General features: G+C 60.2%; 24 protein-coding genes and 4 pseudogenes. 8 read left to right on the forward strand and 20 right to left on the reverse strand.

The genetic code is table 11. From position 1 onward, the window contains the following. The first annotated feature begins 162 nt into the window (after positions 1 to 162). The gene (locus RHP74_RS19360; protein ID WP_010455655.1) at positions 163 to 549 is read left to right on the forward strand and encodes a hypothetical protein; all 387 of its coding nucleotides are present in this window, start codon (positions 163 to 165) and stop codon (positions 547 to 549) included. 3 nt (positions 550 to 552) lie between these two features. On the opposite strand, the gene RHP74_RS19365 is transcribed toward RHP74_RS19360, so the two are convergent. The 5 genes and pseudogenes from RHP74_RS19365 to RHP74_RS19385 form a co-directional block, all read right to left on the reverse strand. Further along, the gene (locus RHP74_RS19365) at positions 553 to 1,980 is read right to left on the reverse strand and encodes a sigma-54 dependent transcriptional regulator (RefSeq protein WP_077749041.1); all 1,428 of its coding nucleotides are present in this window, start codon (positions 1,978 to 1,980) and stop codon (positions 553 to 555) included. Continuing rightward, a complete protein-coding gene (locus RHP74_RS19370) occupies positions 1,949 to 3,442 on the reverse strand; it encodes a HAMP domain-containing sensor histidine kinase (protein ID WP_311096124.1) in 1,494 nt (497 codons plus the stop codon). Before RHP74_RS19370 ends, RHP74_RS19365 begins: the two co-directional genes overlap by 32 nt. A 103-nt stretch (positions 3,443 to 3,545) precedes the next feature. Further along, positions 3,546 to 3,788 (reverse strand): annotated as a pseudogene (locus RHP74_RS19375) (electron transporter SenC); the annotation flags it as partial. Beyond that, a pseudogene (locus RHP74_RS19380) lies at positions 3,762 to 4,172 on the reverse strand (copper oxidase); the annotation flags it as partial. The pseudogenes RHP74_RS19380 and RHP74_RS19375, both read right to left, overlap by 27 nt. Before the next feature lie 185 nt (positions 4,173 to 4,357). After that, the gene (locus tag RHP74_RS19385) at positions 4,358 to 5,806 is read right to left on the reverse strand and encodes a HAMP domain-containing sensor histidine kinase (protein ID WP_311096125.1); all 1,449 of its coding nucleotides are present in this window, start codon (positions 5,804 to 5,806) and stop codon (positions 4,358 to 4,360) included. Between the two features lie 292 nt (positions 5,807 to 6,098). On the opposite strand from RHP74_RS19385, the gene RHP74_RS19390 reads away from it, so the two are divergent. Genes RHP74_RS19390 through RHP74_RS19405 form a run of 4 tightly spaced genes read left to right on the forward strand, consistent with a single transcriptional unit; the run spans position 6,099 to position 11,725 of the window. Continuing rightward, positions 6,099 to 7,445 (forward strand): hypothetical protein, encoded by a 1,347-nt coding sequence (locus tag RHP74_RS19390; RefSeq protein ID WP_311096126.1) that lies wholly within the window; start codon positions 6,099 to 6,101, stop codon positions 7,443 to 7,445. A gap of 35 nt (positions 7,446 to 7,480) precedes the next feature. Beyond that, complete coding sequence (locus RHP74_RS19395; protein WP_311096127.1) at positions 7,481 to 9,724, forward strand: Ig-like domain-containing protein; 2,244 nt, start codon at positions 7,481 to 7,483, stop codon at positions 9,722 to 9,724. Between the two features lie 60 nt (positions 9,725 to 9,784). Beyond that, complete coding sequence (locus RHP74_RS19400) at positions 9,785 to 10,246, forward strand: curlin (protein WP_077750527.1); 462 nt, start codon at positions 9,785 to 9,787, stop codon at positions 10,244 to 10,246. A 27-nt stretch (positions 10,247 to 10,273) separates the two neighbouring features. Continuing rightward, positions 10,274 to 11,725: a curlin gene (locus RHP74_RS19405; RefSeq protein WP_311096128.1), complete on the forward strand. Its 1,452-nt coding sequence runs from the start codon at positions 10,274 to 10,276 to the stop codon at positions 11,723 to 11,725. A 277-nt stretch (positions 11,726 to 12,002) separates the two neighbouring features. Here RHP74_RS19405 and RHP74_RS19410 read toward each other — a convergent pair whose 3' ends face one another. Further along, positions 12,003 to 12,362, reverse strand: coding sequence for a DUF6124 family protein (locus tag RHP74_RS19410; RefSeq protein ID WP_010455672.1), 360 nt, complete (start codon positions 12,360 to 12,362; stop codon positions 12,003 to 12,005). Between the two features lie 648 nt (positions 12,363 to 13,010). On the opposite strand from RHP74_RS19410, the gene RHP74_RS19415 reads away from it, so the two are divergent. The 3 genes and pseudogenes from RHP74_RS19415 to RHP74_RS19425 form a co-directional block, all read left to right on the forward strand. Continuing rightward, positions 13,011 to 14,351: a hypothetical protein gene (locus RHP74_RS19415; protein ID WP_311096129.1), complete on the forward strand. Its 1,341-nt coding sequence runs from the start codon at positions 13,011 to 13,013 to the stop codon at positions 14,349 to 14,351. Beyond that, on the forward strand, positions 14,348 to 14,728 hold the full coding sequence (locus tag RHP74_RS19420) for a hypothetical protein (protein WP_154501219.1): 381 nt from the start codon (positions 14,348 to 14,350) through the stop codon (positions 14,726 to 14,728). The genes RHP74_RS19415 and RHP74_RS19420 overlap by 4 nt, the downstream gene beginning before the upstream one ends. A 147-nt stretch (positions 14,729 to 14,875) precedes the next feature. Further along, a pseudogene (locus tag RHP74_RS19425) lies at positions 14,876 to 15,029 on the forward strand (curlin); the annotation flags it as partial. A 285-nt stretch (positions 15,030 to 15,314) separates the two neighbouring features. Here the strand turns inward: RHP74_RS19425 and RHP74_RS19430 are convergent. The 14 genes and pseudogenes from RHP74_RS19430 to RHP74_RS19495 all read right to left on the reverse strand — a co-directional run bounded on the left by RHP74_RS19430 (position 15,315) and on the right by RHP74_RS19495 (position 26,487). Further along, positions 15,315 to 15,673, reverse strand: a pseudogene (locus tag RHP74_RS19430) (DUF6124 family protein). A gap of 1,203 nt (positions 15,674 to 16,876) precedes the next feature. Continuing rightward, positions 16,877 to 17,743: a CsgG/HfaB family protein gene (locus tag RHP74_RS19435; RefSeq protein ID WP_010455674.1), complete on the reverse strand. Its 867-nt coding sequence runs from the start codon at positions 17,741 to 17,743 to the stop codon at positions 16,877 to 16,879. A gap of 30 nt (positions 17,744 to 17,773) precedes the next feature. Then, positions 17,774 to 18,193, reverse strand: a complete 420-nt coding sequence (locus tag RHP74_RS19440) for a curli assembly protein CsgF (protein ID WP_010455676.1) — start codon at positions 18,191 to 18,193, stop codon at positions 17,774 to 17,776. Then, positions 18,190 to 18,582, reverse strand: a complete 393-nt coding sequence (gene csgE, locus RHP74_RS19445) for a curli production assembly/transport protein CsgE (protein ID WP_077750410.1) — start codon at positions 18,580 to 18,582, stop codon at positions 18,190 to 18,192. Before csgE ends, RHP74_RS19440 begins: the two co-directional genes overlap by 4 nt. Further along, positions 18,579 to 19,118, reverse strand: coding sequence for a type II secretion system protein (locus RHP74_RS19450; protein WP_010455681.1), 540 nt, complete (start codon positions 19,116 to 19,118; stop codon positions 18,579 to 18,581). The genes csgE and RHP74_RS19450 overlap by 4 nt, the downstream gene beginning before the upstream one ends. Further along, positions 19,093 to 19,467, reverse strand: a complete 375-nt coding sequence (locus RHP74_RS19455; protein ID WP_042932745.1) for a type II secretion system protein — start codon at positions 19,465 to 19,467, stop codon at positions 19,093 to 19,095. Before RHP74_RS19455 ends, RHP74_RS19450 begins: the two co-directional genes overlap by 26 nt. Before the next feature lie 3 nt (positions 19,468 to 19,470). After that, entirely contained in the window at positions 19,471 to 19,944 is a 474-nt protein-coding gene (locus RHP74_RS19460) for a type II secretion system protein (RefSeq protein ID WP_042932743.1), read from the reverse strand. 2 nt (positions 19,945 to 19,946) lie between these two features. After that, positions 19,947 to 21,782 (reverse strand): type II secretion system protein GspD, encoded by a 1,836-nt coding sequence (locus tag RHP74_RS19465; protein WP_010455685.1) that lies wholly within the window; start codon positions 21,780 to 21,782, stop codon positions 19,947 to 19,949. Continuing rightward, on the reverse strand, positions 21,779 to 22,297 hold the full coding sequence (locus RHP74_RS19470) for a hypothetical protein (protein WP_010455686.1): 519 nt from the start codon (positions 22,295 to 22,297) through the stop codon (positions 21,779 to 21,781). The genes RHP74_RS19465 and RHP74_RS19470 overlap by 4 nt, the downstream gene beginning before the upstream one ends. Next, positions 22,297 to 22,845 carry a GspMb/PilO family protein gene (locus RHP74_RS19475; RefSeq protein WP_311096133.1) on the reverse strand — a complete coding sequence of 183 codons (549 nt, stop codon included), beginning with the start codon at positions 22,843 to 22,845 and terminating at the stop codon, positions 22,297 to 22,299. Before RHP74_RS19475 ends, RHP74_RS19470 begins: the two co-directional genes overlap by 1 nt. Next, positions 22,832 to 23,377 carry a PilN domain-containing protein gene (locus RHP74_RS19480; protein WP_311096134.1) on the reverse strand — a complete coding sequence of 182 codons (546 nt, stop codon included), beginning with the start codon at positions 23,375 to 23,377 and terminating at the stop codon, positions 22,832 to 22,834. Before RHP74_RS19480 ends, RHP74_RS19475 begins: the two co-directional genes overlap by 14 nt. Before the next feature lies 1 nt (position 23,378). After that, entirely contained in the window at positions 23,379 to 24,182 is an 804-nt protein-coding gene (locus RHP74_RS19485; RefSeq protein WP_145306334.1) for a hypothetical protein, read from the reverse strand. Continuing rightward, entirely contained in the window at positions 24,163 to 25,869 is a 1,707-nt protein-coding gene (locus tag RHP74_RS19490; RefSeq protein WP_311096135.1) for a GspE/PulE family protein, read from the reverse strand. Before RHP74_RS19490 ends, RHP74_RS19485 begins: the two co-directional genes overlap by 20 nt. An 84-nt stretch (positions 25,870 to 25,953) precedes the next feature. Then, entirely contained in the window at positions 25,954 to 26,487 is a 534-nt protein-coding gene (locus RHP74_RS19495; protein WP_145306330.1) for a response regulator, read from the reverse strand. Positions 26,488 to 26,514 lie beyond the last annotated feature (27 nt).

The raw sequence follows: 26,514 nt of genomic DNA on the forward strand, positions 1-26,514 counted from the left end.
GGGTCATTGTTGACCGGCACGAGTCTAGATCAGGGTGCTGAAAAACCCCATTGGGCGTTTGTTGGAATGTTGTAATCCGGGCGCCGCGAACGCGTGCCCGTAGGGCAGCTATAGTTAATGGCCTTGGGGAAGTGCGGGAAAACCGATTTCGCAGGTGTTGCCATGAAAAAAACTGATCTGACGCTGTTGCTCGCCCTCAGCCTGACCGCCCTCACCGGCGCCCAGGCGGACGATACCCTGACACCCACCACTGACTACAGCAGTGAGTTCAACTATTACGGGGCCGACCAGCCCTTCGCCCACCCGGTGCCGCCCTCCCTGAGCACCGTGCCGCCTCGGTCATACATCCCGACCGCACCTCAGGATTTCATCCCGATTGCCAGCCAGCATGAGTTCCACGACTCAATATTACCGACCGTCGCGGATGCCTCAGTCCGGGTATTCATCCGCTCCTACGATCCGGTACGTGGCGTCTACGTCAACCAGGAAGTCCTCGACCCCACATGCGTGCTCGAATGCCTCATCCGTCAGGGGGCAACGTTGCAATAAATCTCACCACTGGCGTTTGTCCGGGCGTGCGAGGCCGAGCTTTTCGATCCGGTAACGCAGCATGTCGCGGCTCAGGCCCAGCAAGCGTGCGGACTTGGTGACGTTCCAGTCGGTCTTGTCGAGCATCTTGCGCACCATGTCGCGCTCGACTTCCGGCAGGTTCATCGACTCGGTGCCGTTGTAGGCCGGTCGCGGTTCGTGGTGCTGGGGTTCTTGCAGCACGATCGGATCATCCACCAGGCTCAGGCAGACGTTGAGCTGATGGGCGGCAATCGTATCGCTTTGCGCCAATAACACGGTTTGCTCGAGCATGTTGCGCAATTCGCGCACGTTGCCCGGCCAACTGTAGCTGAGCAGCAACTCTTCAGCCTGGTCACTGAAATGCAGGTGCGGTTTGCCATAGCGTTTGCCGTGGATCGCCAGGAAATGCCGGGCCAGCAGCAGGATATCGGCGCCGCGGGCATACAGGCGCGGCACCTTGATCGAAATAATGCGCAAACGGAAGAACAGGTCACGACGGAACTTGCCCTGTTGCACCATTTGTTCGAGGTTGCAGTTGGTCGCGCTGATTACCCGCAAATCGACCTTGCGTTCCTTGACCGAGCCGACCCGGCGGATGGTCCGGTCTTCCAGCAGCTTCAGCAGTTTGGCTTGCAGCAGCAGGTCCATTTCACCGACTTCATCGAGGAACAGCGTGCCGCCATCGGCCGCTTCCACCAGGCCAACTCGACGGTCCTTGGCGTCGGTGAAGGCGCCCTTCTCGTGGCCGAACAGTTCCGACTCCACCAGATTGGAAGGGATCGACGCGCAGTTGAATTCAATGAACGGACCTTTGCTGCGCGGACCGTCGAAGTGCAGTGCCCGGGCCACCAGTTCCTTGCCGGTACCGGTCTCGCCTTCCACCAGCACGGGCGGCAGGTCGGTGTTGGCCATGCGCCGCTCGGCGTCGAGCAACTGGGTAATGGTGTTTTTCAAGTATTGCATCGGCGCCGATTCGCCGATCAATGCCTGTACGCCTGACTTCTGCGCCTCGCGCTCCTGATAAAACGACAGCGTGCGCTCCATTCGATCAGTGGCCAGGGCCTTGTCCAGCAGCAGCTTGAGTTCCGGCAAGGCCACCGGTTTGGTGACGTAATGAAAAGCGCCCTCTTTCATCGCCACCACGGCATCTTCGACGTTGCCGTAGCCGGTCATCATGATCACCTTCAGATCCGGCGCGCTGATGCGCAGCTTCTGGATCAGGTCGTGACCGCTCATGCCCGGCAGCGAGTTGTCGGTCAGCACCACATCAGGGGTGAACGTACCCAGTTTATCCAGTGCCTCTTCAGCCGAATGGCAGACCGTCACCTCGAAGTCTTTGCGCTCCAGGTAGGTCTGAATATTCTCGGCCAGGAGTTCATCATCCTCGACCAGCAGTATGCTGTGCTCCATATTCCCCTCCCGTTGCCACTTTGAAATTGAGACAGACGCGGGTTCCTTCCTGCTCCTGGCTGGTCAGTTCGACCGAGCCTTCGAAACGCTCCATTATTCGTTTGACGAGGGCCAGGCCTACGCCCAACCCTCCCTGTTTGGTGGTGAAAAACGGCTTGAAGACCATCTGTTGCTGCTGCTTGGTCATGCCTTTGCCGGTATCGCTCAGGGTCATCCGCACCTGAGCGGGCCTGGGGTGCTCAATATCGATACTGAGCAAACCGCCCTTGGGCATGGCCTCAAGGGCATTGGCAATCAGGCTATTAAGAATCTGGGTGAGCAGCACCCGTTGGCTGACGACCGGTGGACAGGTCTGCGGCGTGAAACGCACCTCCACGTTCGAGCGTCGGATCAGCGCGTCGAAAGCGCTCAGGGTGTCGTCGATGGCCAGCACCAGGTCCACCGTTTCGGAGTCGTCGTTTATCGGCCGCAATGACACCAGCAACTCCCGGACCCAGCGCGACATGCGATCGACCTGGTTGATGATGTCGCCGATGTTTTTCTGCGCACTCTGGCTGGCGATTTCCTGGGCCAGTTCGGCGCTGGAGCGTATGTTCGCCAGCGGATTGCGCAAGCTGTGGGCGACGGCCGAGGACATTTCTCCCAAGGCGACGAAGGTCTCGTTAGTGATCAATTGTTTTTGCTGGCTCTGCAGCAACACGGACGCACGCCGCACGATCCAGAACAGCCCAAGGTAGATAAGCAGGCCACCGAGCAAGGTCGCCAGCCAGATCGCCTTGAAGCCACGCTGAATGCGTTCCACCAGGTCCGCCGGTTCCTTGTAGATCTCGACCATGGCAATGACCTTGCTTTTGTCGGCATTGAACATCGGGATGTAATTCTCGATGAACAGGTACTTGGGCTCGCGCAACAGCATCTGTTCGGGGCGTTCCTCGTCGATCTGGTGATAGCTGGTGGAGACCGGTTCCTTCATTTCAAAGGATTCGTCCAGTTCTTCATCACCTTCGACGCGCATGCCGATCATCTGTGGATTAGTCGACCAGACCACCGTGCGATCCAGGGCATACACCACCGCCAACAGCGTGTCCGGCAAGTGTTCGACGTGATCGAGAAACTCAATGCGGGCAGCGGCACGGGCATCTGGGTTTACGTCGGGATAGGCGTTGTCTTCGCGCGGATCGAGCATCTCGCCCATGGTTCTTTTCAGGGTGATGCCGGCGTGGCGAATTTCCGCATCACCGATGACCTGAATGAATTGCGCAGTCAGCATGGAATCACGCTCGATGCTCTCATCGACAACAAACCGCGTGGACACATAACCCAACCCCATCGCCACCGCCGCAATGATGAGAAAGCTTCCCAGCGAAAACCAGCGCAGCAGATTGAACTGTCCACTTCGACTTTGGCCTTCTGCTGCCGGGGCGTCCGGCGCAGGTACTTTTTGTTGTTTCAGTATCTGCATGGGTCTTGTCCAGGGTGCTTGCATCAAGCCTTTTCAGTCACGTTTCGGATCAGTGTAGGTGGCATTGATCGTGGTCGACGGCTTCACTGATAGTATTTCGCCGCTATGGCACCTGCGCCGCTTGTAGCGGTTGCTGGCGATCGGTTTCTTCCTGCAAAAACCCCAGAATTGACTGCGCAGCATTCTCATCCAGACGCAGGTTGGGCATCGGGATTTTGTCGAAACGTTCAAACAGTGCCAGCGCGAGCGGGTCCTTTTCAGCGAGCATGCGGTCCGGTTCGCGAATCCAACGGTTGAGCCAGGCCAGATCCCGTTGGCGCGTCACGCCGACCAGGTCCGGGCCGAACGCCTCAAACAACACCATCTGCTGAGTGAACGGCTGAGCGCCAAAGAGAGGGCTCGGTTTGCCATTGGTGGGGTAGTTGAAACTGGTCTGCATGGCAGGCGGCAGGATGTTTTCCGTGCGCGTCGTGTCTCGGCTGCCTTTGACGCCGTCGGGCAAATCGAAGGAATCTGCGTTGGCCTCGGGCAGGGTCAAAATGGCGTTCAGCGCCGCGGCTTCGTCAGCCGGTTCATCGTAGTAAGCCGAGGGGACGGAAGGTTCTGGCTGTCGCTCGTCATCGATCGGGCTGGCCTGTAGCGTCGTGGTGCCGAGCGTCATTGTCAGGAGGACGCTCGAAGGTGCCAGGAGTCCGAACCACTTGCAGGGGGGCCGCGCGTTTCTGTCCATCACCAGCCGCCTCGACGTCATGAAGGAGGTGGTGGTGGCTTTGCAAGGAACTCGCCAGATCCATAACACTTTTATACAAAAGCATTAACACTCAACAAAACAATGGCTTATCAACAACGATGCACCCCGACCGGCGAAACGACTGGGTCCTGGTACCCGCTAGCGGGGAAAGTTCACACCCATGTTCAGGGAATCCGCCTGAACGACAGACGGACGCAAGTGCCCTCGCCTTCACGGCTACCCAGGCTTACCCCGCCGCCGAAACGCTCCATGATCCGCTTCACCAGCACCAACCCGACACCCAGCCCGCCCTGCTTGGTGGTGAAGAATGGGCGGAACGCCATCCGGCGTTGTTCTTCGTTCATGCCTTTGCCGGTGTCGCACACGGCGACGCCGATGCCCCGGGTATCGGTCGGCTCCAGGGTAATGGTCAGTGTGCCACCCCGTTCCATCGCTTCCACGGCATTGGCCAACAGGCTGTTGAGGATCTGCGTAAGCTGCACCTGCTGGCTCAACACCATCGGCGTCTCCTGCGGCTCGAACACCACCCGCACACCGGCCTTGGCAATCTGATGCTCGAAGGCCATGAGGCTGTCATGCAGGGCCGCCACCAGGTTCACCGGCTCGGCGTCATCATTGAGCGGGCGTAAGGACTGCAGCAACTCCCTGACCCACTTCGACATGCGATCCACCTGACCGATGATGTCGTTGATGTTCTTGTGGGCCAGGCCAGTGTCGAACTCCAGGGCCAGTTCGGCGCTGGAGCGTATGGTCGCCAATGGGTTGCGCAGGCTGTGAGCCACCGCCGAGGACATCTCCCCGAGCGCCACGAAGGTTTCGTTGGTAATCAGTTGTTTTTGTTGCACTGCCAGCAAAATGGCTGCCCGGCGCACGATCCAGTACAACCCGAGATAAATCAGTCCGCCGCCCAGGGCCGTGGCCAGCCAGATCAGTACCAGGCCGCGCTCCATGCGATCGATCAGGTCCCTGGGTTCCTTGTAGATCTCGACCATCGCCGTGACGGTATTGCCATCGGCATCGAACAGCGGGATGTAATTCTCTATGAAGATGTAGTCCGGGGGCGTGATGAACTTCTGCTCCATGCGGCTTTTGTCGACGTTGTGATAACTGGCCGACACTGGAGTCTTGGAAGCGAAGGCCTGGTCCAGGTCTTCGTCGGCATGGATCGTGGTGCCCATCAGTGCCGGGTTGGTGGACCAGATCACCATGCGGTCAGGGGCATAAATGTTCGCCAGAATCACGTCTGGCAAATGCTGGATATGGTCGAGGAATTCACCACGGGCACTGGCGCGGGCCATCGGGTCGACGTCAGGAAAGTCCCTGTCCTTGCGCGGGTCCAGCAGCTCGCCCATGGTTCGCACGTTGGGGATCGAGACATGGCGCACCTCGGCGGAGGCAATCGCTTGAATGAACTGGGAGGTGAGCAAGGCATCGCGCTGCACGCTTTCGGTAATCACGAACCGCGTCGACACCGCGCCCAGCGCCACGGCCACCGTGCCGATCACGGCCATGCTGATCAGCGAGAACCAGCGCAGCAGATTGAACGGCTGTTTGCGCGAGCTCAGGCGGATATCGCCCTCTTCTTTCAGGAGGGTGGTGATCTGACTGGTCATGGACGTTGTTCCCGGAAACTCCCTATAGGGTTATAGCCCACTGTCCGGTCTTTGCCCGACATCGGGTTTTGTCCCCCCCACCCAATTCCCCACATACCCCACTGCCCCCACCTACCCCCAATGCTGGGGACAGTCGCCCGCTTACGCCCTCGCCCCCGCGAAACCGTTTGCGCGCTCCACGCCTTCACTGCGGGCCTCTGCCGGCCGTTTTGAAAGATTGGTATGGAAGTTGCCGAAGCCCTCCCAACTGACCCATCCCTACGGGGCAGGTACTCTGATAGAGGGAATACTCATGCACCCTTTACTGTCCAAAACGGCGGCCGCCCTGGTTGTCAGCGCTCTCGCCCAAAGTGTTGCCCAGGCAGCGCTGTTTGCCGTCGACCCCGGTCCCTATGTGCCAGCCAACGGCTCGTTTGCCGCCTGGTATCAGGACACCCATGGCCGCACCCTTGATCTGTGCCTGTCCAAGGCGCTCAGTTCGCGCGTCCCAAGTGCTCCCGGCGCTCCCTCGTATATGTGCCTGCTGGGGGCGACCCCCGGCGTTTTCGACGACACGCAGCCGATCGTTTTCCCGAGCAACTTTCCCGATGAGGCGTTCTGGTTTACCGGCGACGGCTCAATCGTCGATGCCGCACGGGGCATCGACCTGACCTATGTCAGCGCCGTCGAAGCGGCCTTCGCCGCTGAAGAACCGAAAGAAGGTGACCAGGTCAGTTTTGGCCGCATTCGCATTCGAGTGGATGTGCCCACCGCCGGCGTCTACACCATCACCCACCCCTACGGCGTCGATATCTTTGACGTTCCCGCCGGTGGAACTCGCGCCATCAACATGACCCGCGACATCGGTATCGGCACGCCGAAAACCTACGACGGCGCCCTCAAGAGTGACATCGGCCCGTTCCTGCGCAGCGTCAATGGCCCCTACACCGAGACCAACCCGGTCACAGGGGAGGCCGAGCGATTCGTTGGCGATCCGAACCTGGAAGAAGCCTTCACCGGCAGCCCTTTCAATACCAACTACATCCGCATCGAAGGGCCTAACGGTCTGGACTTGCGCACAACGGTCATGGCCATTTCCGGCAAGTTGTCGACCGTGATCCGGCCCACCCCGATGATCACCGAGCGCAGCACTTACTCGCGCAAGGCCGGTGAAAGTGCACCGGTGGCGCAGCAGGACGTGTTCGTCATGGCCCCGCCGCCGCCAGCCACAGTGACCCTGGACAGTAACAGCCCGGTGCTGAACCTGACCGAGGCTGATACCTCCGGCCACTGGTACGCCCAGTCCTCAACCAACCCGACGTTACCCAGCAATCTGGTGGTGACCGCCGACAACCACCTGGCCATTCCCAGCAGCACCCCGACCACGCTGTCAATGCCACTGACAGACCTGGTGGTGATCCAGACCGCCCAGTACAGCTTGAGCACCGCGCAAATCACGGTAGTGGCTTCGACCAGCGATGAAACCTCGCCGCCGGTACTCACCGCCACCACCGGCACCGGTGTCGCCATTGGCGCCCTGAGTGGCGATGGCGCAGTGAAATCCCTGGCGACCGGCATCTCGCCGATTCCACCCGCCAAGGTTCGAGTGACGTCATCCAATGGCGGCAGCGACATCGAAGAAGTGGTCATCGTGCAATGAACGCACACATGCCCGGATCCTCATCAGGAGGCATCATGAACAAATTGCCACGCCTGGCGCTCAACGCCCTGGGACTGACTCTATCGCTGTCCGGCAGCGCTTTCGCGCAGCTCAATGCCGTCGACCCCGGCCCTTATACCTTCGCCACCGGGAAATTCCCGATGTGGTATCAGGACAACAATCTACTGTCGCTGGAACTGTGCCAGTCGCGGGCAACCAGCTCGCGGTCGCCTGGCGCACCGGGTGCGCCTTCCTACATGTGCATCTTGAATCCGGAACCCGGGGTTTTCGACGACACCCTGCCGATGGTGTTTCCGGATAACTGGCCACCGGAAACGTTCTGGTTCCTTGCCGAAACCACTATCGCCGATGTCGGTGGCTATGGCGTCGACGCCTACGTGGCCGGGATCGAAGCGGCCTTCGCTGCGGAAAACCCTGTCGATGGCGATCAGGCAAGCTTCGCGCGGATTCGTCTGCGGGTGAACGTGCCTATCGCCGGGACTTACACCATCACCCACCCGTATGGCGTGGAAACGGTCAACGTCACCACACCGGGCCGTCGGGCGATCAACATCACCCGCGACATCGGCATCGGCGCACCGGGTAACTTCTCGGGTGCCCTCAACGGGGAGGTCGGGCCATTCCTGCGCAGCGTCAACGGTCCGTACACCGAAGTGAACCCGGACACCGGTTCCATCGAGACGTTCGTCGGCGATCCCAACCTCACCGAAGCGGTCACCGGCAGCCCGTTCAACAACAACTTCCTGCGTGTGCAGGGGCCTGCCGGGACCATCCAGACCACCCTCTTCACCGTGTCTGGCAAAGTCCTCGATAACCGGGCGCAAACCCCAGTGGAAATCGGCCGCGCCACTTACCGCCGCACCTCGTCAGGCTCGGGCAGCAGTACCCGAGTAGAAGTGTTTGGCAAATCGACCAACGGTTCGAGCCTGTGCTTCCGCGAAACCGTGGCTCTGGTGGTTGGACCACCGCAGTCTCCATGCCTGACCACCATGCTCGGCGACAACAATGGCCAGTTCTTCGGCCAGCGCCTGACGGGTACCACCGTGCCTCCGGTGGTGGTCGTCACCGCCACCAACCCGGCCGGCACCACCCGGCCGACGGCGGTATCGAGCAAGGTCACTGACCTGGTGAAAATCCAGACCGCTCGCTACAACTGGAGCGATCACAGCCTGCTGATCGAGGCCACCTCCACGGATGAAGTGGCCGTGCCGGACATGGTTGCGCAAGGTTACGGACGCCTGTCGAAATCCGGCACCCTGCAACGACTGACCATCGCAGACCTGACTCAGCCACCGGCTACCGTCACCGTCAAATCCGCTGCTGGCGGCAGTGACACCGAACCTGTCGTGGTGGTCGGGACGGCTCCGGATACCGGTGAGAACCAGGCGCCGCTCTCAGTCGCCGACACTGGCAGCACCAGCTTCGGCGTGCCGCTGACCCTCAACCTGCTGGCCAACGACAGTGATCCCGATGGCAACACGCCGCTGAGCATTACCGCGCTGACCCCACCGGCTGCCGGGCAAGGCACCGTGGCATTGAGCGGCACGACTTCGGTGGTCTACACCCCGCCAGCCGTGGTCAATGCACCGCTGACAGCGACCTTCACCTACAAGGCTCAAGACGTCAAAGGCCTGGCCTCGACCGCTCCGGCGACCGTGACCATCACCGTGGCGCCGAACCAGTCTCCGGTGGCCGTCGCCGACAGCATCGCGACCCTCGGCGTGGCGATACCGATCAACGTGCTGGCCAACGACACCGATCCGGAAGGCAACGTGCCGCTCGCCGTCGCCAGCCTGACCCAGCCGGCACTCAATCGCGGCAGCGTCAGCACCGACGGCACCATCATCACCTACACCCCACCAGCGACGGTCACCACGGCCTTCACCACAACCTTCACCTACGTCGCCCGGGACAGCTTCGGCGCCCTGTCGGCTCCCGCTACCGTCACGGTGCAAGTCTCGCCACGGCCTGCTGCGGAAACCTTCACGGTCACCACGGCCACGGTGTCGGCGCGCTCCAACAACCGCTTCACCTGGGACTTTGCAGGTACCTCATCGGTGATTACCGGCAACGTCATCACCGTCAAGGTCAGCACCCCGACAGGGCTGGCAACTCTGGGCACCACCACGGTGCCGGTGACCGGTCGCTGGCGGTTGACGGTGAGCAACAGCACCACGGTGATTCCGTCGGCGAACCCGACAGCCACGATCACCTCGTCCCAAGGCACCGTGCGTACCGTGACGGTCATCTCCAACTGAGCCCTCGCCCCACCCGCCGATTCGGTGGGTGGGGCCGGCCTCTTCCCACAGGACAGCGCCATGAAAACGCCGACCGCCGCCCTGCTCTGCCTGCTTCTGCTTTGCAGCAGTGCAGGCGCGCGTGCCGACGATTTGATGGAGAACGACGACCTGGCACCCTCCGCCGACCTCGGCGAGTTGCCTCCACCGGTTGGCCAGCACGCGCTGATCGACCAGAACGGCCAGGCCAACGTGGCGCTGGTGCAACAGAACGGCCAGTCGTTGCTCGGCACCATCGTCCAGTCGGGCAGTAACCAGGAAGCCTGGATCCTGCAACAAGGCAGCGACCTCATGGCATTGATTACCCAGCAAGGTTCCGGCAACGCCGCCTCAATCACGCAAAACGGCAGCCACAACCGCGCGCAGATTTCGCAGAACGGCAATAACAACGACGCCAGCATCGACCAGGCCGGTACGGGACTTTCAAGCGCCGTGACCCAGTCGGGAAATGGCATGAGCGTTTCGGTCAAACAATATCGCTAAAGCACTGCACCACTTGGAGGTTTCATCATGTTCAAACTGACGCCCCTCACCGCTGCCATCCTGGTCATTGTCAGTGCCCAGGCAATGGCCGACGACAGCGTTTCCAACCAGTCCCAGGTCGGCACCGCCAACATTGCCGAAGTGAAACAGACCGCGGCCCCGTTCAGTACCGCAGCCCAACAGCAACTCGGCGAGGGTAACGATGCCATGGCGGTGCAAGACACCGCCACCGGCACCATCACCCAGGATCAGGCCGGCGACTTCAACGCCGGTTACGCTGAGCAACTGTTCGAGAACGGCAGCACCATCGTCCAGCAACAGGTCGGCAGTCTCAACATCAGCCATGCCAGTCAATCGATCGGCATGGGCGAAAACCAGGCGCTGCAACAACAGACGGGCAGCGGCAATTTCTCGTTCCTCTATCAGGACAGCCAGGAAGCCACCAAAGGCCAGACCTTCCAGTTCGGTGACGCCAACGAGGCCAATATCGAGCAGATTCAACTGGGCATCGCCAACAACGCGACGATCATCCAGTACGGCACCGCCAACTACGGCACCACTGAGCAGATCGCGCACATGGGCGGCGAGATCGGCATCAACCAGGCCGGCGAAGGCAACTATGCCTATGGCGACCAACGCGACGGCAACGGCGGCGTCATCACGATCAACCAGTTCGGCGACTTCAACGGCAGTGAAGTCTGGCAAGGCGGGCAAACCGCTAATAGTCAAGCCACCGTCAACCAGTACGGACAGACCAACGAAACCGTGGTCGACCAAAGCTTCGGCCAAAACAACAACGCCCAGGTCCTGCAAGTTGGCGACGTCAACGCCATCTACGCCGACCAGTTCGACTCCGTCGGCTCGGTGCTCGCGCTGTACCAGCAAGGCACCGGCAACGTGCACTTCACCTACCAGAGCGGCGACAGCCATGTGCTGAACGCCACCTCCGTGGGCACTGAAAACAAGGTCTACGCCAGCAACTGGAAAGGCCCGCAACTGGGCGGCCAATTCGGCAGCAACCAGCGTGCGACCGTCACCCAGGCAGGCAATGGCAACATCGCCAGCTTCAACCAGGATGGCGTCGGCCACATCATGACCACCAACCAGACCGGCACTGGCAACAAAACCACCATCAGCCAGGCCGACTCCTATAACGAGCTGTACTTCGACCAGAACGGCAGCGACAACATCCTGATCGCCGACCAGCGCGGCACCACCAACCTGGCCCAGGGCACCACCAACGGCACCGGCAACACCACCGAGTTCGACCAGTCCGGCACGGGCAACCAGGCATTCACCACGCAGCTGTATGGCAGCGACAACATGATCAGCATCAAACAGGCTGACACCATGAACGTCGCCTACGTGACCCAGGGCGGTACCGGGAACATGGCCAGTGTCGATCAGAGCGGCGTGACCCAAATGGCGACGGTTCAGCAGTTGGGCAGTGACAACCGGGCGACTGTGTTGCAGCAGTAATCGCAAGGCATAAAAAACCGTGGCCCTCGGGGGTGGGTCGCGGTTTTTTTGTGTGAGGCTGCGGCGAATTGGATGCCTGACAAGCCGCTTTCGAACGATTCGCGGCCCACTTGATGAACTCATACTGTGGCGAGGGAGCTTGCTCCCGCTGGGCTGCGCAGCAGACCGCAAACGCATCTCCATTGACACACCGCATTCACTGGTTTTACGACGGCTTCGCCGCCGAGCGGGAGCAAGCTCCCTCGCCACAGAAACCCTCCCGCTCCAGACTCAGTGTTTACGCCTGCGGAACGACGTTATCCAGCGCCCGATTCACCGCCAGCTCGCCCAGCATAATGATTTGCTGAAGGGCCAGCATCGTGTTGCGTTGCGGGCCTTCGAGAAACCCGGCGAAGTCGCTGGCCATGACACTGGCTGAAGCCAGGGATTCGCAAGCGTTGACCAACAGGGTTTCGGTGTCGATATCCGGGGCGATGAGGTAAATGGTGCTGGGCTTGCGTGGCGGGATCGCGCTTTTCAGCGGATTGAGATAGTGATCCAGCGCACGGTCGGCGGCTTCGTTGAGCTTTTTGGGGTCGAGGGGATCGTAGGGGGAAACGTCGTCGGAGTGCGGGGGGTTGGGTGTGGCTTTGAACATGGTGAAACTCCATTTATACCTGTTGGAACCACCGGCACCTGTCGCTAAACAAGTAAGGGTGGCGGCTGTACGCAGGTTAGCGAACCGAGAGGTATAAGACCCGGCAGACCCGAGGGTCTCCCGCGCACAGCCACCATATCGAAACTGCAGACATCCGCCTGCAATAAAGATGGAGCGTTGTTGCGCTTATACCTGTTCAGGTCGCTAAACCCGGCCGCTGAATTCAGCGACCCGGAAACGATAAAGACCAGGCACAAAGCGCACAAGCCGGCGGATTCTGGCGCAGTCGTAGGCAACGGCGCAAGGAACTGTAGCTTTCAGGAAGTAACGCTAAACACAATTAAACACACCCCTCAAATCAGCACACATTCCCTGTAGGAGTGAGCCTGCTCGCGATGGCATTGGATCAGCCGACATCAACGTTGAATGACACACCCCCATCGCGAGCAGGCTCGCTCCCACAAGGTTTGGTGCATGCCTGAAAGAAAATGGTCGGCTGTTAGGCCGCCATCGCAGGGCAGATAAACCACCCTCCCCCAAACACCGCGAAAAATTCGGACTTCCCCTACAAGCCAAACCGAATCCGCCGGCATCCACCCACAAGCCCCATCGCCAAAGTGCCCCATTTCCAAGGACCGGGCAAAACGCGTGACAAAACTCATCCCCCAACACCAACTCGGCGGCGAGCGCGGCCAGGTACTCGATAGACATCAAGCTGCCGACGCTCTTCGCCAAGCCCTCAACTACCCGTACGACGTGCAAGGCTTCGACGACCTGCTGAATGCCGTTGGCGCCAACCGCTCCAACTACATGCAAGCCGCCCACCAGCAGAAACTGATCAACGCCGTGAGCAGCGGCGATTGGGCAGTTGTCACGCCTCGCGTCAATCCGGATAACGGGGGCGGCTCATGGAATGGGTTCAAGACCCAACCCGAACCACCCCCGGCGCAACATCTGGTCGAAGATCACGCCTTCACGCAGCCCAAACCGGCGGAGTCGGGGTTTCACATTATTGAGAAGCCCATGAGTCTTGAATCACTGGAACGCTCGCTGTACGAGAACCCGCCCAGCGATGCGTTACGTCGCGAATTCCGTTCGCTCAACCGCCATCTGGGTGAGCACGTGAAGCCGGGGCAAATTGTGATCTTCAGTGACTCACGGCATTACATGTGTCGGCGTGAAGAGGCGCAGATGATGATCGCGGCACAGAAGGTCAACGACGCGCTGAAGGATCTGAGTGATGAAGAGGCTTCGTTCTTGGTTGAGCACCATGAGGTCATAGAACCGTTTCTAGGTATCACTTCCGGTGGACTAGGCGTGGCATCGTTTATGATCAGTCGTCACTTGGAAGACCTCGGAGACACTCTCAAAGAATTGGAACGCCTACATCAAGAGCAGTACCAACAACATCGTCATCTTCATTCACCAGAATTTTTTGCTCGTCGCAAACGCCTGATGGCGAAACTGGACGCCGGATTCGGGCCTTTGGTGCGCAAGGGACTCGGACTCGCCGATCATCCCAAGCTCAAAAAAGCGTTGGGACTTTCGTCTCGTAAAACTATTCATCATTGGAACAAAGCAGGTTCTCCAACTCAGTTACCAGGATACGCAACGAACATCTCAGCAGTTTCTCAAGCCGTTAAATATATGAAGACAGGTGGTTACGTGGCGATTGCTCTGGGAGCAGGTTCAGCGGCAATGAAAATTAGCGAGGCTTGCCGCAGTGGGCGTGAAGAGGAGTGTCGTCAGGTGAAGTTTGTGGAGGGCTCGAAATTGTCTGGCAATGTTTTGGGAGGCATAGCGGCTGGCCGACTGGCCCCTCTGGTTGCCCCTGCAACCTGTGCTGCGATCGGCGCTGGAACGGCAGGGTTAGGTGGACTCGTTTGTATGTTGATGGTGAGTGGGGCCGTGATCGCCGGTACCGCAGACGGGGGGGCCGTTCTCGGTGAAGTTGCCGGCGAAATGCTTTATCAGGTTACCGCTCCATGAGTCAGCATGATTGGGCATTTTTGGCGTCTTGTTTACTTTGGGCGGCAGTGATGTTGGTGAACACAGCGGTATCGGTATACGCAGCCTACGTCAAAGCAGAAGAATGCCAGGCGCACTTTGTGAAATCGAATCTGGTCAAGCAATACCGATTTGAACCGTTCGATAGCTTCTTGAGCCGGCTAGGAAGTATGGGAATGGTCTATTCCCTATTGGTATTCAAATATCAGCGCCGTTTAGATCCCGTCGCAATTGAAGAAGTGAGCACGTTTCCTGCACACCTGCGTCCTTGGATTGTAATTCCTGGCCACATCAATTTGTTCTGCGTTGCCTGGATGTTTGCAATGTGTGGTTGGGCCAAATACACGGGCCTGGTTTAGGGGAGTCAAGGGAGCGGACGGACGCCTGTGTTTAAAAGAACTATGCGATCCGAAACTGCGAGCCGAACTCAGGCTTGAAAAATACAAAGACATCGCCTTTAAGTCGAAGTGAAGCAGTCCAAGTACAAATAAATCTGTCACATATTCTTGATCGCCAATCAACGCGGCACCACCAACCTGGCCCAGGGCACCACCAACGGCACCGGCAACACGGCCAGTGTTGATCAGAGCGGCATGACCCAAAATGGCGACGGTTCAGCAGTTGGGCAGTGACAACCGGGCGACTGTGTTGCAGCAGTAATCGCAAGGCATAAAAAACCGCGGCCCTCGGGGGTGGGTCGCGGTTTTTTTGTGTGAGGCTGCGGCGAATTGGATGCCTGACAAGCCGCTTTCGAACGATTCGCGGCCCACTTGATGAACTCATACTGTGGCGAGGGAGCTTGCTCCCGCTGGACTGCGCAGCAGACCTAAACCCGGCAAACGCATCTCCATTGACACACCGCATTCACTGGTTTTACGACGGCTTCGCCGCCGAGCGGGAGCAAGCTCCCTCGCCACAGAAACCCTCCCGCTCCAGACTCAGCGTTTACGCCTGCGGAACGACGTTATCCAGCGCCCGATTCACCGCCAGTTCGCCCAGCATGATGATTTGCTGAAGGGCCAGCATCGTGTTGCGTTGCGGGCCTTCGAGAAACCCCGCGAAGTCGCTGGCCATGACACTGGCTGAAGCCAGGGATTCGCAAGCGTTGACCAACAGGGTTTCGGTGTCGATATCCGGGGCGATGAGGTAAATGGTGCTGGGCTTGCGTGGCGGGATCGCGCCTTTCAGCGGATTGAGATAGTGATCCAGCGCACGGTCGGCGGCTTCGTTGAGTTTTTTGGGTCGAGGGGATCGTAGGGGGAAACGTCGTCGGAGTGCGGGGGGTTGGGTGTGGCTTTGAACATGGTGAAACTCCTTTGAAAATTGGCGCCACCAAAACCCGTCGCTAAACAAATAAGGGTGGCGACTGTATGCAGGTTAGCGAACCGGTCAAAGGCACCCGGTAGACCCGAAGGTCTCCCGCACACAGTCACCATGACGAAATTGCAGACGTAAAAGCCTGCTAGAAAGTCTGGAGCATTGATGCACTTTGAATGGTCCGAGTCGCTAAACCCGACCGCTGATTGGCAGCGATGCGGAAACGATAAAGACCAGGCACAAAGCGCACAAGCCGGCGGATTCTGGCGCAGTCGTAGGCAACGGCGCAAGGAACTGTAGCTTTCAGGAAGTAACGCTAAACACAATTAAACACACCCCTCAAATCAGCACACATTCCCTGTAGGAGTGAGCCTGCTCGCGATGGCATTGGGTCAGCCGACATCAACGTTGAATGACACACCCCCATCGCGAGCAGGCTCGCTCCCACAGGGAATGACCTACATCTGCAAGTGATTGTTCGGCTGTCAGACCGCCTTCGCGGGCAAGCCTCGCTCCTACAGTGGAATGGGTGTACCTGCAAGAGATTGGTCGGCTGTCAGGCTGCCATCGCGAGCAGGCTCACTCCTACAGTGGAATGTGGGTACCTGCAAGAGATTGGTCGGCTGTCAGGCCGCCATCGCGAGCAGGCTCACTCCTACAGTGGAATGTGGGTACCTGCAAGAGAATGGTCGGCTGTCAGGCCGCCTTCGCGGGCAAGCCTCGCTCCTACAGTGGAATGTGGGTACCTGCAAGAGATTGGTCGGCTGTCAGGCCGCCTTCGCGGGCAAGCCTCGCGCCTACAAGGGGTTCGGTGTACACGCTTCGCTTTTCACCACTCATTAGGCCGAGCGTTAGCTCGCCTGCTTTTGATCTTGATCTGCCCGCCCCTTCGGGAGGCCGAGTGGAGGCGTTCATCTGGGGGTGGGCGCGTAGCGCCGTGCGGCGAAGCCGCACACATCGAGAGGAGGTCGAAGCGAAGCCGACCGGAGGCGATGCCCCCAGATGAATGCCGGAGCGAGGGAACGCCGAGCCTAGGCGAGGGGCCGGACGCTGGGGCGAAGCCTTTTGCTTACTTTTCGGCGTTTGGAAAAGTGAGTCGCTGTAAGAGCGAAACCATAAGCAGCCGTTACCGCAGAAATGGATATGTACTCAGTCAACAAGAACCAGGTCGGCCCGAAGGCCGCCTAGGTTCACTCTTCCTCACCCTCAGGCACAACCTTGTTCTGGGTCAGGTAACGATCCAGCGTCGCATTGTTGTCAGGTGAAGAATTATCCCCCGCCACCTGCCACAAACGCCGTTCGATCCCTTGGGCCAACAGGTGCCCGACAGCCGCCTCGATCGCCGACAACACACACAACTGCGCCGGCTCGTTCGTGGTGTACCCGACCTCAGCCTCAAGCAACTTCTTGAACTCGATAAACTTGAACACCCCGGCACTGCGGCCCACGGAATAAATCGTCTTGCTGGTCATCACATTCGCCAGCACCTGCCCACTGCGTACATCCACCGCCCGCAGGTTGACCGTGACCTGATCTATCCGATACTCCCGGGAAATATCGATCCCCAGGTAGCGCGCCCCTTCCCCGCCACTGCGCACATTGGTGTCGTAGGCGATGATGCCGCCTTCGAGCATCATGTTCGCCGCTTGCAGCGGTGGCAGCTCGCCCTGAATGTTCACCGGCGTATTGGGCTTCTTCTGCGAGGCGCGGATGATCTTGCGCTCGGTCAGCAGGTTTTGCAGCCCTTCACGTTCCAGCACCACAAACCAGCCGCTGGCCTGCAACGCATCCATCAACATGCTCGCCGCGCCCTGGGTCACGCTGGTCGAAAACGAACTGGCCGGGGTCGGTTTGTACTGCCCGGTCTGGTCCCGGAAGCCGTACACCACCGCCATCAACCGGCCCTTGGGTCGTGGCATGTTGATCAAGTCGTAATAGGTCGACGCCCGGGGTGTCAGGGTCGGTGATTCGGTGTCCTGCTCGGCACCCACGTTCTCGCGCAAACTGCACCCTTGCAATGCCGCCAACATCAGCCCCAGCGCTATTATTTTTTTCATGTCCGTCTCTCCCCATCGCCCAGATCCCCGTCAAGGGGCGAGGCCATTCACCTGGATTTCCGAAATTTCACCGGTCGCTCGGTCGGTCACTTCAATGGTCAGTGCACCGGAGTCGTCGACGACGTTGACGATAAAGGCGTCGGTGGACAGGCTCCCGGTGTTGCCCGTGGAGATGTTGTCCAGCAACTGCCCCAGCAGCCGCGACTGCAACTGGCTGGTGAAGCGTTCGAGGGCCGAAGTCCCGGCCACAGACGTGCGGTTTTTCAGGTCAGGATCGTCGTAGTCGTTTTGTGCCTGGGCGTTGTTCAGCAACCAGGTGCCATTCAACGGGTTGCCGCCGAACGAAGGGTTGATGGGCGTGTAAACCAGCTCCGTGGCCTGCACCAGGCTGCAACTGCCCAGCCCGATCAACCAGAGCCCGAGGTTCCGTGAGACCGTTGTCGTTTTCATAATTCGTCCCTCTCAAGGTCCGTAGTGTCCTGCAACAAGGCTTCCAGCTTGCGCTGGACAATCTGTCCGCGAACCCAGTCGGCGGCGTCATAGGCCTCGTCCTTGAGTTCCACGGTGTTCGGCGGCAGGAAGCGTCGATAAACCAGTCGCTGCTGATATTCCACGGTCACCAGACTGCCCCAGCGTGCCGAAGGTCGTTCGCGTACCACCAGGTTGAAATCCATCGGGCTGGTGGCACGCAGGCGTTCACTGAACGAGTAGTAAAAGTCGTGACCGATGTGCGAGATCGTGTCATCGACGATAAAGCCCAGCATCTCGTCCTCCTCGCCGGCGCTGGCGAACGTCGCCACGCATGCGAGGATCAGGGCCGGCAGCCAGTGGCGGTTCATGGCGACACCGCCTGAGGCGATCCGGCCTGGGTTTTCACCGGCCCCGAAGCACCATCGAGGAAGGCTTTCTCGGCCACGAACTGCCAGTCCTTGTAGCTCGCCATGCCGGTGAAGTCCGACCACTGGCTGGGAAAATCCGACTGCTTCAGCGGCAGGTCCGTGGAAGGACTGCTGAGGCCGGTGATGCGTCCGTCGAACCCACGCATCAGCGTCCATTCACCGCCGCCGATCGGGTCCGGGTAGAGCTGGCGAATGTGATGTTTAGGCGTTGGAAAACGCTCGTCCTGCAACAGGTCTTCAAGTTCTTTCGGGTACTGCGCCAGCCCCGGAGAACTGCGGTAATAACTGCGCAACGCCTGGGCGTATTGCGTGCCGACCCACAGCAACTGACGTTCGCGATCACGGCGCGAGGCGGTTGACCACAACTCGCCGGCACTGGCCAGGCCCATGCCCATCAGCATGATCAGAAACAGCACGCCCAGGTACGTGAACCCGGCCTCGTCGGCGGGCTTACCACTCGGAATAAAGGCTGCCATCACGCGCCCTCCCTGTGGCTCCGCTTTTGATATCGGCGACCCCGCCCGGTACGCCGTCAGGCGGCGCGACCAGCACCCAGAGGTCCTTGCGTTCGGAAATCGGGTCCATTGGCGGGTTGCGCAAGTAGCGCTGCTCCACCAGTTGTTCCAGGGAATCGGGATAGCGCCCGGTGTCGCCGTAGTAGTGATCCAGGGCTTCGCGCATGGCCGACAGGCTCTGGCGCAGCGTGGTTTCTTTCGAGGCCTCGAGGCTGTTGAAATAACGTGGCAAGGCGATGGTCATCAGGGTCGCGATGATTGCCATGACCACCATCAGCTCCAGCAGGGTAAAACCCTTTTCCCGACGCATGATTCACCACTCCTTGTACGCTATGCCGTTGAGACCCTTGCCGCGTGCATGGGAGTAAACGTCAAAGACGTCTTCGCCCTCCCGCGGGTTCTGAGCCGTACTGTCGTAAGAGCGCAAGCCCCAACCACCTTCATCGTCACGCTTGACCGGCGTCAGCGGGTCATGGGGCACGCGCCGTAAAAAGTAGAACTTGGCACCCTTGGCGCTGCGCACATCACGCACACCTTCCACCAACACTTGCAGGTTCGGTGGATAGCCGCTGCTGTTCAGCGACTTCTCGATGTAACCGGCGTCGAAGGCGCGTTTGTAGGCGTCGATGGCGTCGCGGATCTGGTACAGCGCCGCACGCAATTCCTGCTCTTTGCCCCGGCGCACCACGGTCTCGGTCAGCGGCGCGGCCATGCCGGCCAGCAGGCCGATCAGGGCCAGCGTCACCACGACTTCGATCAAGGTAAAACCACGTTGCGAGGCGTTCATGATCAAGGCTTCTCGACGACAACAGTGGTGGAATTGACCGCAACCGGCCGATCGATGTGTTCATTCTGAATCGGCGCCTGCATCCGCCGGTCAGGCGCCTGGATGTGCATGCTGGTTTCGGTGCCGGTGGGGAATTCCATGTCCGACGGGCTCTGGTACGGCAGGTTGCGCACGATGCGCGGGGTGATAGAGAGCACCAGTTCCGATTTGCCGACGGTGTCCTTGTTACTGCCGAACAACCGGCCAAGACCGGGAATGTCGCCCAGGCCCGGAATCTTGTTGCCGGTGGCGCCATGGTCGTTACGCACCAGGCCAGCAAGGATCTGGGTTTCGCCGTCATGCAAGCGCAGCGTGGTCTGGGCATTGCGGGTGTCGACCTGAACCGGAATCGTGCCTTGGCGGGTCGGTTCCAGTGGCGTGGCGTTACTGACTTCGAGTGCGATCTTGATCGCCACTTCATTGTTCAGATGGATGGTCGGCTGCACTTCGAGCTTCAGACCGACGTCCAGGTAGGTGACGCTTTCAGTGATCACCGGACCTTGGGTCGACGGCACGGAGGTGGCGCTGATGATGGGCACACGCTGACCGATGTGGATGCGCGCCTGTTCACGGTTGCTCACGCGAATCACCGGGCTGGCCAGGGTGTTGATGTCGTTGTCCTGGGCGTTGATCTTGGCCTGAGGCGATGGCGAGATGGTGATCCGGCTGGAGTTGATGCCTTTGAGTTGATCGAGCAGGGTCACGGCCGAGCCGTCGCTGTTGACCACGCCGAAGGTGTTCGGCCATTGCAGTCCCAGGTCGAGAATCCGCTGAGTCGCGACTTCCATCACCTCCACTTCCAGCACCACTTCAGGATTGGACTGGTCCTGCGACTGCAAGAGTTTTTCGGCCATGCGTATGGCGTCTTCGGTGTCGCGCATGGTCAGGGTGTTGAGGCGTTCATCGACAAACACGTCACGGGTCTTGAGCATGGTCTTGATCATGTTCAGCGCGGTGTTGGCATCGATGCTGGTCAGGTAGAACGTGCGCATCACCAGCTCTTGATAATCCTTGAGCTTCTGCGGCGAGTCCGGGTAGATCAGCAAGGTGTTTTCGTTCACCACTTTCTGATGCAGCTGGTTCTGTTGCAGCAGCAGTTCCACGGCGTCTTCGATGCGCACGTCACGCACGAAGATGGTGGCTTTCATGTCGGGGCGCAGATCCTTGTCGAAGATGAAGTTCAAACCGGCGACCTGGGACAGCACTTCGAAGATGGTTTTCAGGTTGGCGTCGCGAAATTCCAGGGTCACCGGCCGGTCGAGACGGGTGCGCAGTTGCGGATAAGGGATGACGTTGCGGCTTTGCACCAGACGAATATTGTCTTGCAACTCCAGGGCACCGCCATTCTTGGGGTCCAGTTCGAGGATCTGTTTCACCTGACGGTCGGCGCCGTAGATGTCGCCGCGACGCAGGTCACCCCGGGCCAGTTCGAGTTTGTCATCAAGACTGCGCATGTGCTCTAGCTGGCGCATTGAATCCTGGGCGCGGCGGTTGTTGGGTTCAATGGTCAACACCCGGCCATACTCCAGACGGGCCGAAGCGAAATCACGCTGGGCGCGATCCATGTCGGCCTGGGTCAACAATGCCGTCACGGCACGGGCACGGCCGCTGGTCAGCGCCAGGTGCAGCTCGGTATCCCGAGGGTTTTCCTTCAGCCCTTCCTCAATACGCGCCAGGCCGGCTTCGTACTGCCCCGACTCCATCAGGTCGGTTGCTTCCTGCTTGGCGACCTGCGCCGAACTGCACGCAGCCAGCCCTACGCATATACAAAGATTCATCAACAAACGGGAACTGTTCATTGCGTGCTCCCCACAGACAAGGTCTGGGACAAATGCAGAGGCAGGTAGACAAAGCTGAGTTCCACATCGGAAATCCCCTCGATCCGCCAGGTGTCGTCGATCACATCCCCTTTGCGCACGACGTATATTTTCTCGCCGTTCTGCAAAAACACTTGCAGGTCGGAACGGTCATTGAGCTTGCCGACGAACTGGAAAGGCATCGGCGGTACGCTGGGGACTGGCACCACCGGGGTCTGGTTGACGGGTTGTTCGGTGACGCTGGCCAGCATCGGTGCAGCCTTCCAGCTGCGGGCGGCGAACAGATCGCCGGACGGGCTCAGGTCCTTGATCACCGCGGGTTTGCCACTGGCTGAAGCGGCCGGCAGCGTGCCGCGTATTTTGCTTTTGGCGGGCGTAGCAGCGGTCGCAACCGACGCCTCGCCTTCGTCCGAAGGCATGAAGTAATCAGGCCCCCAGGTCAGCGCCGCGGCTACGCCGAAGAACGCCACCCAGCCCACTACGCGTTTGGTATTCATCATGACCTCGACAGGTAAAGGGTCATGCGGATCCGCCCGGTCAGGTCGGTGTCGGCGATTTTTTTACGCTGAAACTCCACGTCCTCCACCACCACGGCCGGCAACTGGCCGAGCAACGCGTGCAGGAAGCGCCGCAGTTGCGGGTAGCTGCCCCGCACCGGCAGCAGAATCTGATAACGGGCCAAGTGGGTCTTGGGGTCGATGCCCAATGAATATTCACCGCGCGCCAGGGTGATGTGTTCCTGGGCCGCCAGCGCGTAGATCTTGTCGATGGCCACCGTGGCCTGGGGCTGCGACGGCAGTTTGCTGCGAAAGTCGTCGAGCTGACGTTGCGGCACCACCGGGGCGGCAACACTGCCGTCTTCAACCTTGGCCAGGTACTCGCCGGCTTCGCGGGTCTGCTGGCTGAGGGTTTGCAACGAATTCCAGTCCGGCATCAGGCTACCCAGGACCCAGGCCAGCGCCAGCAGCAACATCGCCAAGCCTGCCAGGCCGGGCATACCCAGGCCTTGCAGGTATTCGTGGACGATCAATCTAGGGATTCGCATCGCCGATCTCCCAGCTAGCCGACAGGTTGAATTGCACCGGTTGTTCCGGCGATTTCACGACAATTTCGTGGCTGAGCAGCGACACATCCGAGAGCTCGTCGCTGGCTTCGAGACGGCGGTGGAAGTCGAGCATCGCTTCCAGGTCCCGTGCTTCGGCGCTGATGCGCACCTGACCCTTGCGGGCATCCGGGGTCAGTGTCAGCAAAGCGATGTTGTCGCGCGGCATCGCTTCGAGCATGGCGAACAGACGTTCCCAGGGCCGGCGCAGTTGCTGCGAGACCTTGCGCATTTCTGCCAGGTTCTGTGCTTGCTCGCGGGTTTCGGCCGGGCTCAAAGTGACTTTGCTGCCGGTGTCGCCGGTGAGTTCGCGCTGGGCGCTTTGCAGATGGCCTTGCTGTTTCGAGGTCTGTTCGGCGACGTGCTGCTGGGCGACAAAACAGGTCACCACCAGCACCACGCCGCCCGCCAGCAGGCTCCAGCCCAATGGGCCCGAGCGGCGGCGCGGCTGGAAGTCGAGCGTCAGGGCGCGCATATCAGGCCACCGCCCGGGACATCACGTACAAACAATCGTGTACGGCTGTCCGGTCTTCTTCGAGGGTGCGCAAGTGCACACCGGGTACGTCGGGCTGTACCTCGATCCGCGCTGGCGCGTGCAGGTAAACGTTCAGCGGCCGTTCGCTGGTGGAGGCTTGCAACTGGCTTTCCCGGCCGATCAGCGCGGTCAGTGCGGCATCGCTGTCGCTGCTGCCCACCGAACGCACCGAGGTCCATCGCCCTTCCCTGGCCAGCAGCAAGACACTGCGTACCGGCTCGGCGACCACGAACAGGAAGTCACCGGCGTCGAGGCTTTTATCGAAGTGATTGAACGCCGCCATCAGGTACGGCTGTACCGACCGCAGGCGCAGGCCGCGACCGCTGACCAGATTGCGCAAATGCGTCAGCAAGTCTTGCGGCAGCGCGGTGGCGATCCGGTCGTAACCCGCAGGTTCAGCCGACAGCACCATGCTCCAGGGTTGGGCCGGTACACCGTAGAGGTCTTCGAAACACAGTTGGGCAAACCCGAGCAATTCGTCGGGGCTGCTGATCTGTTCGCTCCAGGGCACCAGGCAGAAGCGGCTGAAGTGACCGGAGACCACCACGCTCAGTTCCGCGCCGGCCGGGGCGTGTTCGCCCAGCAAGCGGTCGAGGGTTTCGAGGGCGACGGTCCAGGCATGGAAGCCTTCGTCGATAAAGCCGACGCTGCCCAGCCACAAGGTGTCGCCACCCTTGCGCTGACCCAGGCCGACACCACTGGCGCCGAGTACGGCGACATAACGATCACGAGACAAAAGTGACACGATTGATCTCCTCGAGCGTGGTCCGCCCCTCAGCTACCAGTTCCAGAGCGGACTCGCGCAACAAGCGCAAGCCACGTTTGCAAGCGTGTGCCTTGATTTTCGAAACGGGTTGGCGCTCGACGATCATCTGCCGCAGTTCGTCGTCCAGGTGCAGCAGCTCGGCAATCGCGGTCCGCCCGCGATATCCGGTGCCGCGGCAATGGCCGCAGCCTTTGCCATGGACGAAGCGGTAGTGATCGACCTTTTGCGGATCGAGCCCTGAGAGGCGTAGTTCTTCATCGGTCGGGGTGCTCGGCGCGCTGCAACTGGCGCACACCAGGCGGATCAGCCGCTGGGCGAGCACGGCGTTGAGGGCCGAGACGAGGCTGTAAGGGTCGATTTCCATCTGGGTGAACCGGCCAATCACGTCGAACACGTTGTTGGCGTGAATGGTGGTGAACACCAGGTGCCCGGTCAGGGCCGATTGCACGGCGATCTGTGCGGTGTCGGGGTCGCGGATCTCACCGACCATGATCTTGTCCGGGTCATGGCGCAAGATCGAGCGCAGGCCACGGGCAAAGGTCAGGCCTTTCTTTTCATTGACCGGGATTTGCAGCACGCCCGGCAGTTGGTACTCCACCGGGTCTTCAATGGTGATGATCTTGTCCACGCCGTGGTTGATCTCGGTGATCATGGCGTAGAGCGTGGTGGTCTTGCCGCTGCCGGTCGGGCCGGTCACCAGCACCATGCCGTAGGGTTCGGCGGCCAACCGGCGCAGCTGGCGCAGGGTGTTTTCTTCAAAGCCCAGGGCTTGCAATTGCACGCCGCTGACCTTGTCCGCCAGGTCCTGTTTGTCGAGCACCCGCAGCACCGCGTCTTCGCCAAAAATGCTCGGCATGATCGAGACCCGGAAGTCGATCTGCCGGCCGCTGATGCCGATCTTGAAGCGACCGTCCTGGGGCACGCGTTTTTCGCCGATGTCCAGTTCGGCCATGACTTTGACCCGGGAGATCACCTGCTCGGCGAACTCGCTGCCCTGGATTTTGCTGATGTTGTTCAGCACGCCGTCGATCCGGTACTTGATCACCAGACCGCTGCCGGTGGTGCCCAGGTGGATGTCGCTGGCGTGCATTTTCAGCGCGTCGTAGAGGGTCGAGTTGACCAGTTTGACCACCACGCTGGCGTCTTCACTGATGCTGGTCAGGGACAGGCTTTGCAGGGTGTCGATTTCGACATTGGCGTCGGCCTGGGCGTTGAGCGATTCCACCGCGTGGAAACTCTCTTCGTGACGCGCCAGGTAGGCTTTCAGGTCGTCGGCATGCACCAGGTACAGCGGCGCGCCGTGCAGGCAGTCGTCGATCCACGCCAGACGGGTTGTGTCGAACGGGTCGGCAAACACGCCAATGACCGCTTCGTCATGACGCAGCAGGATGAATTCGCGCTTGAGGCATTGGGCCAGGGTGACCCGGTCGAACACCGGGGTGGCTTGAAACAGGGTGTCGGTGTCGAGCACCGGATAATGCAGGGTAGCGCCGAGGCACTGGATGAAGGGCATGGGGGCCAGTTCGCACAACCCCCCGAGGGCCTCCAGAACCCGCTCGCCGGAACCGGTTGCCAGGGCCCGGGCCTGGGCCAGTTGTTCACTGGAAAAGCGAGACGGTACACATTCCAACTGCGCCGGTTCTACGGCAAGGGATAGACGGTCCATGGCATGCTCTCCAACGCCGGGGGCTTTGAGCCCTGTCGACGCGGCAGGCCATTGCGGCGTATGCCGGAACGTCTTGTCGCGCCACTACTCCCCGGTGAGCAATTGTTGGTCGTCTGGTGCCTTGGAGGTCGATGGAGTTCGTCGACGATCTGCCAGCACCCAACTGCCGTCGTACAACTGCAGCGGGAAGCTTTCGGTCCTGCTCTGGCGTCGTTCGACGAATCCTTCGGACTTGCTCATGCCTGCTTTGGGTTCGCGCTCCATCCCCAAAAGGTCACAGACTGCACGGGCCAATTCCGCCAATGGAAACGGTTTGAACAGGATATGGCTGACTCCCAGTTGCCGGGCCCGCTCACAGACTTCAGCGGTTGGGTGCCCGGTAATCAGCACAAAATGGCAGTTCCTGTTCTGGCGGACGGCATCGAGCACCTGAAAGCCTTCCATGTCTGGCAAGCGGTAATCGAACACCATCACATCGGGTGAAAAACGTTCGGCTTCGCCGATGGCCGTTTCACCGTTGTGAGCTATCCGGACTTCCAGCGCTTGCGCCTGCAGGTATCCCTGGAGGTTTTCCGCCAGCAGCTGTTCGTCTTCAACAACCAGTACTTTGTTTAACAAGGTGGACTCCTTGAAACCGCAGGTCCG

This window comes from Pseudomonas sp. SG20052, from assembly GCF_031766055.1.
In the GTDB taxonomy this organism is placed as follows: Bacteria; Pseudomonadota; Gammaproteobacteria; order Pseudomonadales; family Pseudomonadaceae; genus Aquipseudomonas; species Aquipseudomonas mandelii.

What these genes read in the sequence shown, in the direction of transcription:
- RHP74_RS19460 (WP_042932743.1), bottom strand. Translation starts at nt 19,944, where the DNA reads ATGAACGCCTCGCAACGTGGTTTTACCTTGATCGAAGTCGTGGTGACG.
- RHP74_RS19360 (WP_010455655.1), top strand. Translation starts at nt 163, where the DNA reads ATGAAAAAAACTGATCTGACGCTGTTGCTCGCCCTCAGCCTGACCGCC.
- RHP74_RS19395 (WP_311096127.1), top strand. Translation starts at nt 7,481, where the DNA reads ATGAACAAATTGCCACGCCTGGCGCTCAACGCCCTGGGACTGACTCTA.
- csgE (WP_077750410.1), bottom strand. Translation starts at nt 18,582, where the DNA reads ATGAACCGCCACTGGCTGCCGGCCCTGATCCTCGCATGCGTGGCGACG.
- RHP74_RS19385 (WP_311096125.1), bottom strand. Translation starts at nt 5,806, where the DNA reads ATGACCAGTCAGATCACCACCCTCCTGAAAGAAGAGGGCGATATCCGC.
- RHP74_RS19480 (WP_311096134.1), bottom strand. Translation starts at nt 23,377, where the DNA reads ATGCGCGCCCTGACGCTCGACTTCCAGCCGCGCCGCCGCTCGGGCCCA.
- RHP74_RS19390 (WP_311096126.1), top strand. Translation starts at nt 6,099, where the DNA reads ATGCACCCTTTACTGTCCAAAACGGCGGCCGCCCTGGTTGTCAGCGCT.
- RHP74_RS19410 (WP_010455672.1), bottom strand. Translation starts at nt 12,362, where the DNA reads ATGTTCAAAGCCACACCCAACCCCCCGCACTCCGACGACGTTTCCCCC.
- RHP74_RS19365 (WP_077749041.1), bottom strand. Translation starts at nt 1,980, where the DNA reads ATGGAGCACAGCATACTGCTGGTCGAGGATGATGAACTCCTGGCCGAG.
- RHP74_RS19455 (WP_042932745.1), bottom strand. Translation starts at nt 19,467, where the DNA reads ATGCGTCGGGAAAAGGGTTTTACCCTGCTGGAGCTGATGGTGGTCATG.
- RHP74_RS19370 (WP_311096124.1), bottom strand. Translation starts at nt 3,442, where the DNA reads ATGCAGATACTGAAACAACAAAAAGTACCTGCGCCGGACGCCCCGGCA.
- RHP74_RS19465 (WP_010455685.1), bottom strand. Translation starts at nt 21,782, where the DNA reads ATGAACAGTTCCCGTTTGTTGATGAATCTTTGTATATGCGTAGGGCTG.
- RHP74_RS19400 (WP_077750527.1), top strand. Translation starts at nt 9,785, where the DNA reads ATGAAAACGCCGACCGCCGCCCTGCTCTGCCTGCTTCTGCTTTGCAGC.
- RHP74_RS19435 (WP_010455674.1), bottom strand. Translation starts at nt 17,743, where the DNA reads ATGAAAAAAATAATAGCGCTGGGGCTGATGTTGGCGGCATTGCAAGGG.
- RHP74_RS19475 (WP_311096133.1), bottom strand. Translation starts at nt 22,845, where the DNA reads ATGCGAATCCCTAGATTGATCGTCCACGAATACCTGCAAGGCCTGGGT.
- RHP74_RS19405 (WP_311096128.1), top strand. Translation starts at nt 10,274, where the DNA reads ATGTTCAAACTGACGCCCCTCACCGCTGCCATCCTGGTCATTGTCAGT.
- RHP74_RS19420 (WP_154501219.1), top strand. Translation starts at nt 14,348, where the DNA reads ATGAGTCAGCATGATTGGGCATTTTTGGCGTCTTGTTTACTTTGGGCG.
- RHP74_RS19450 (WP_010455681.1), bottom strand. Translation starts at nt 19,118, where the DNA reads ATGGCAGCCTTTATTCCGAGTGGTAAGCCCGCCGACGAGGCCGGGTTC.
- RHP74_RS19470 (WP_010455686.1), bottom strand. Translation starts at nt 22,297, where the DNA reads ATGAATACCAAACGCGTAGTGGGCTGGGTGGCGTTCTTCGGCGTAGCC.
- RHP74_RS19490 (WP_311096135.1), bottom strand. Translation starts at nt 25,869, where the DNA reads ATGGACCGTCTATCCCTTGCCGTAGAACCGGCGCAGTTGGAATGTGTA.
- RHP74_RS19440 (WP_010455676.1), bottom strand. Translation starts at nt 18,193, where the DNA reads ATGAAAACGACAACGGTCTCACGGAACCTCGGGCTCTGGTTGATCGGG.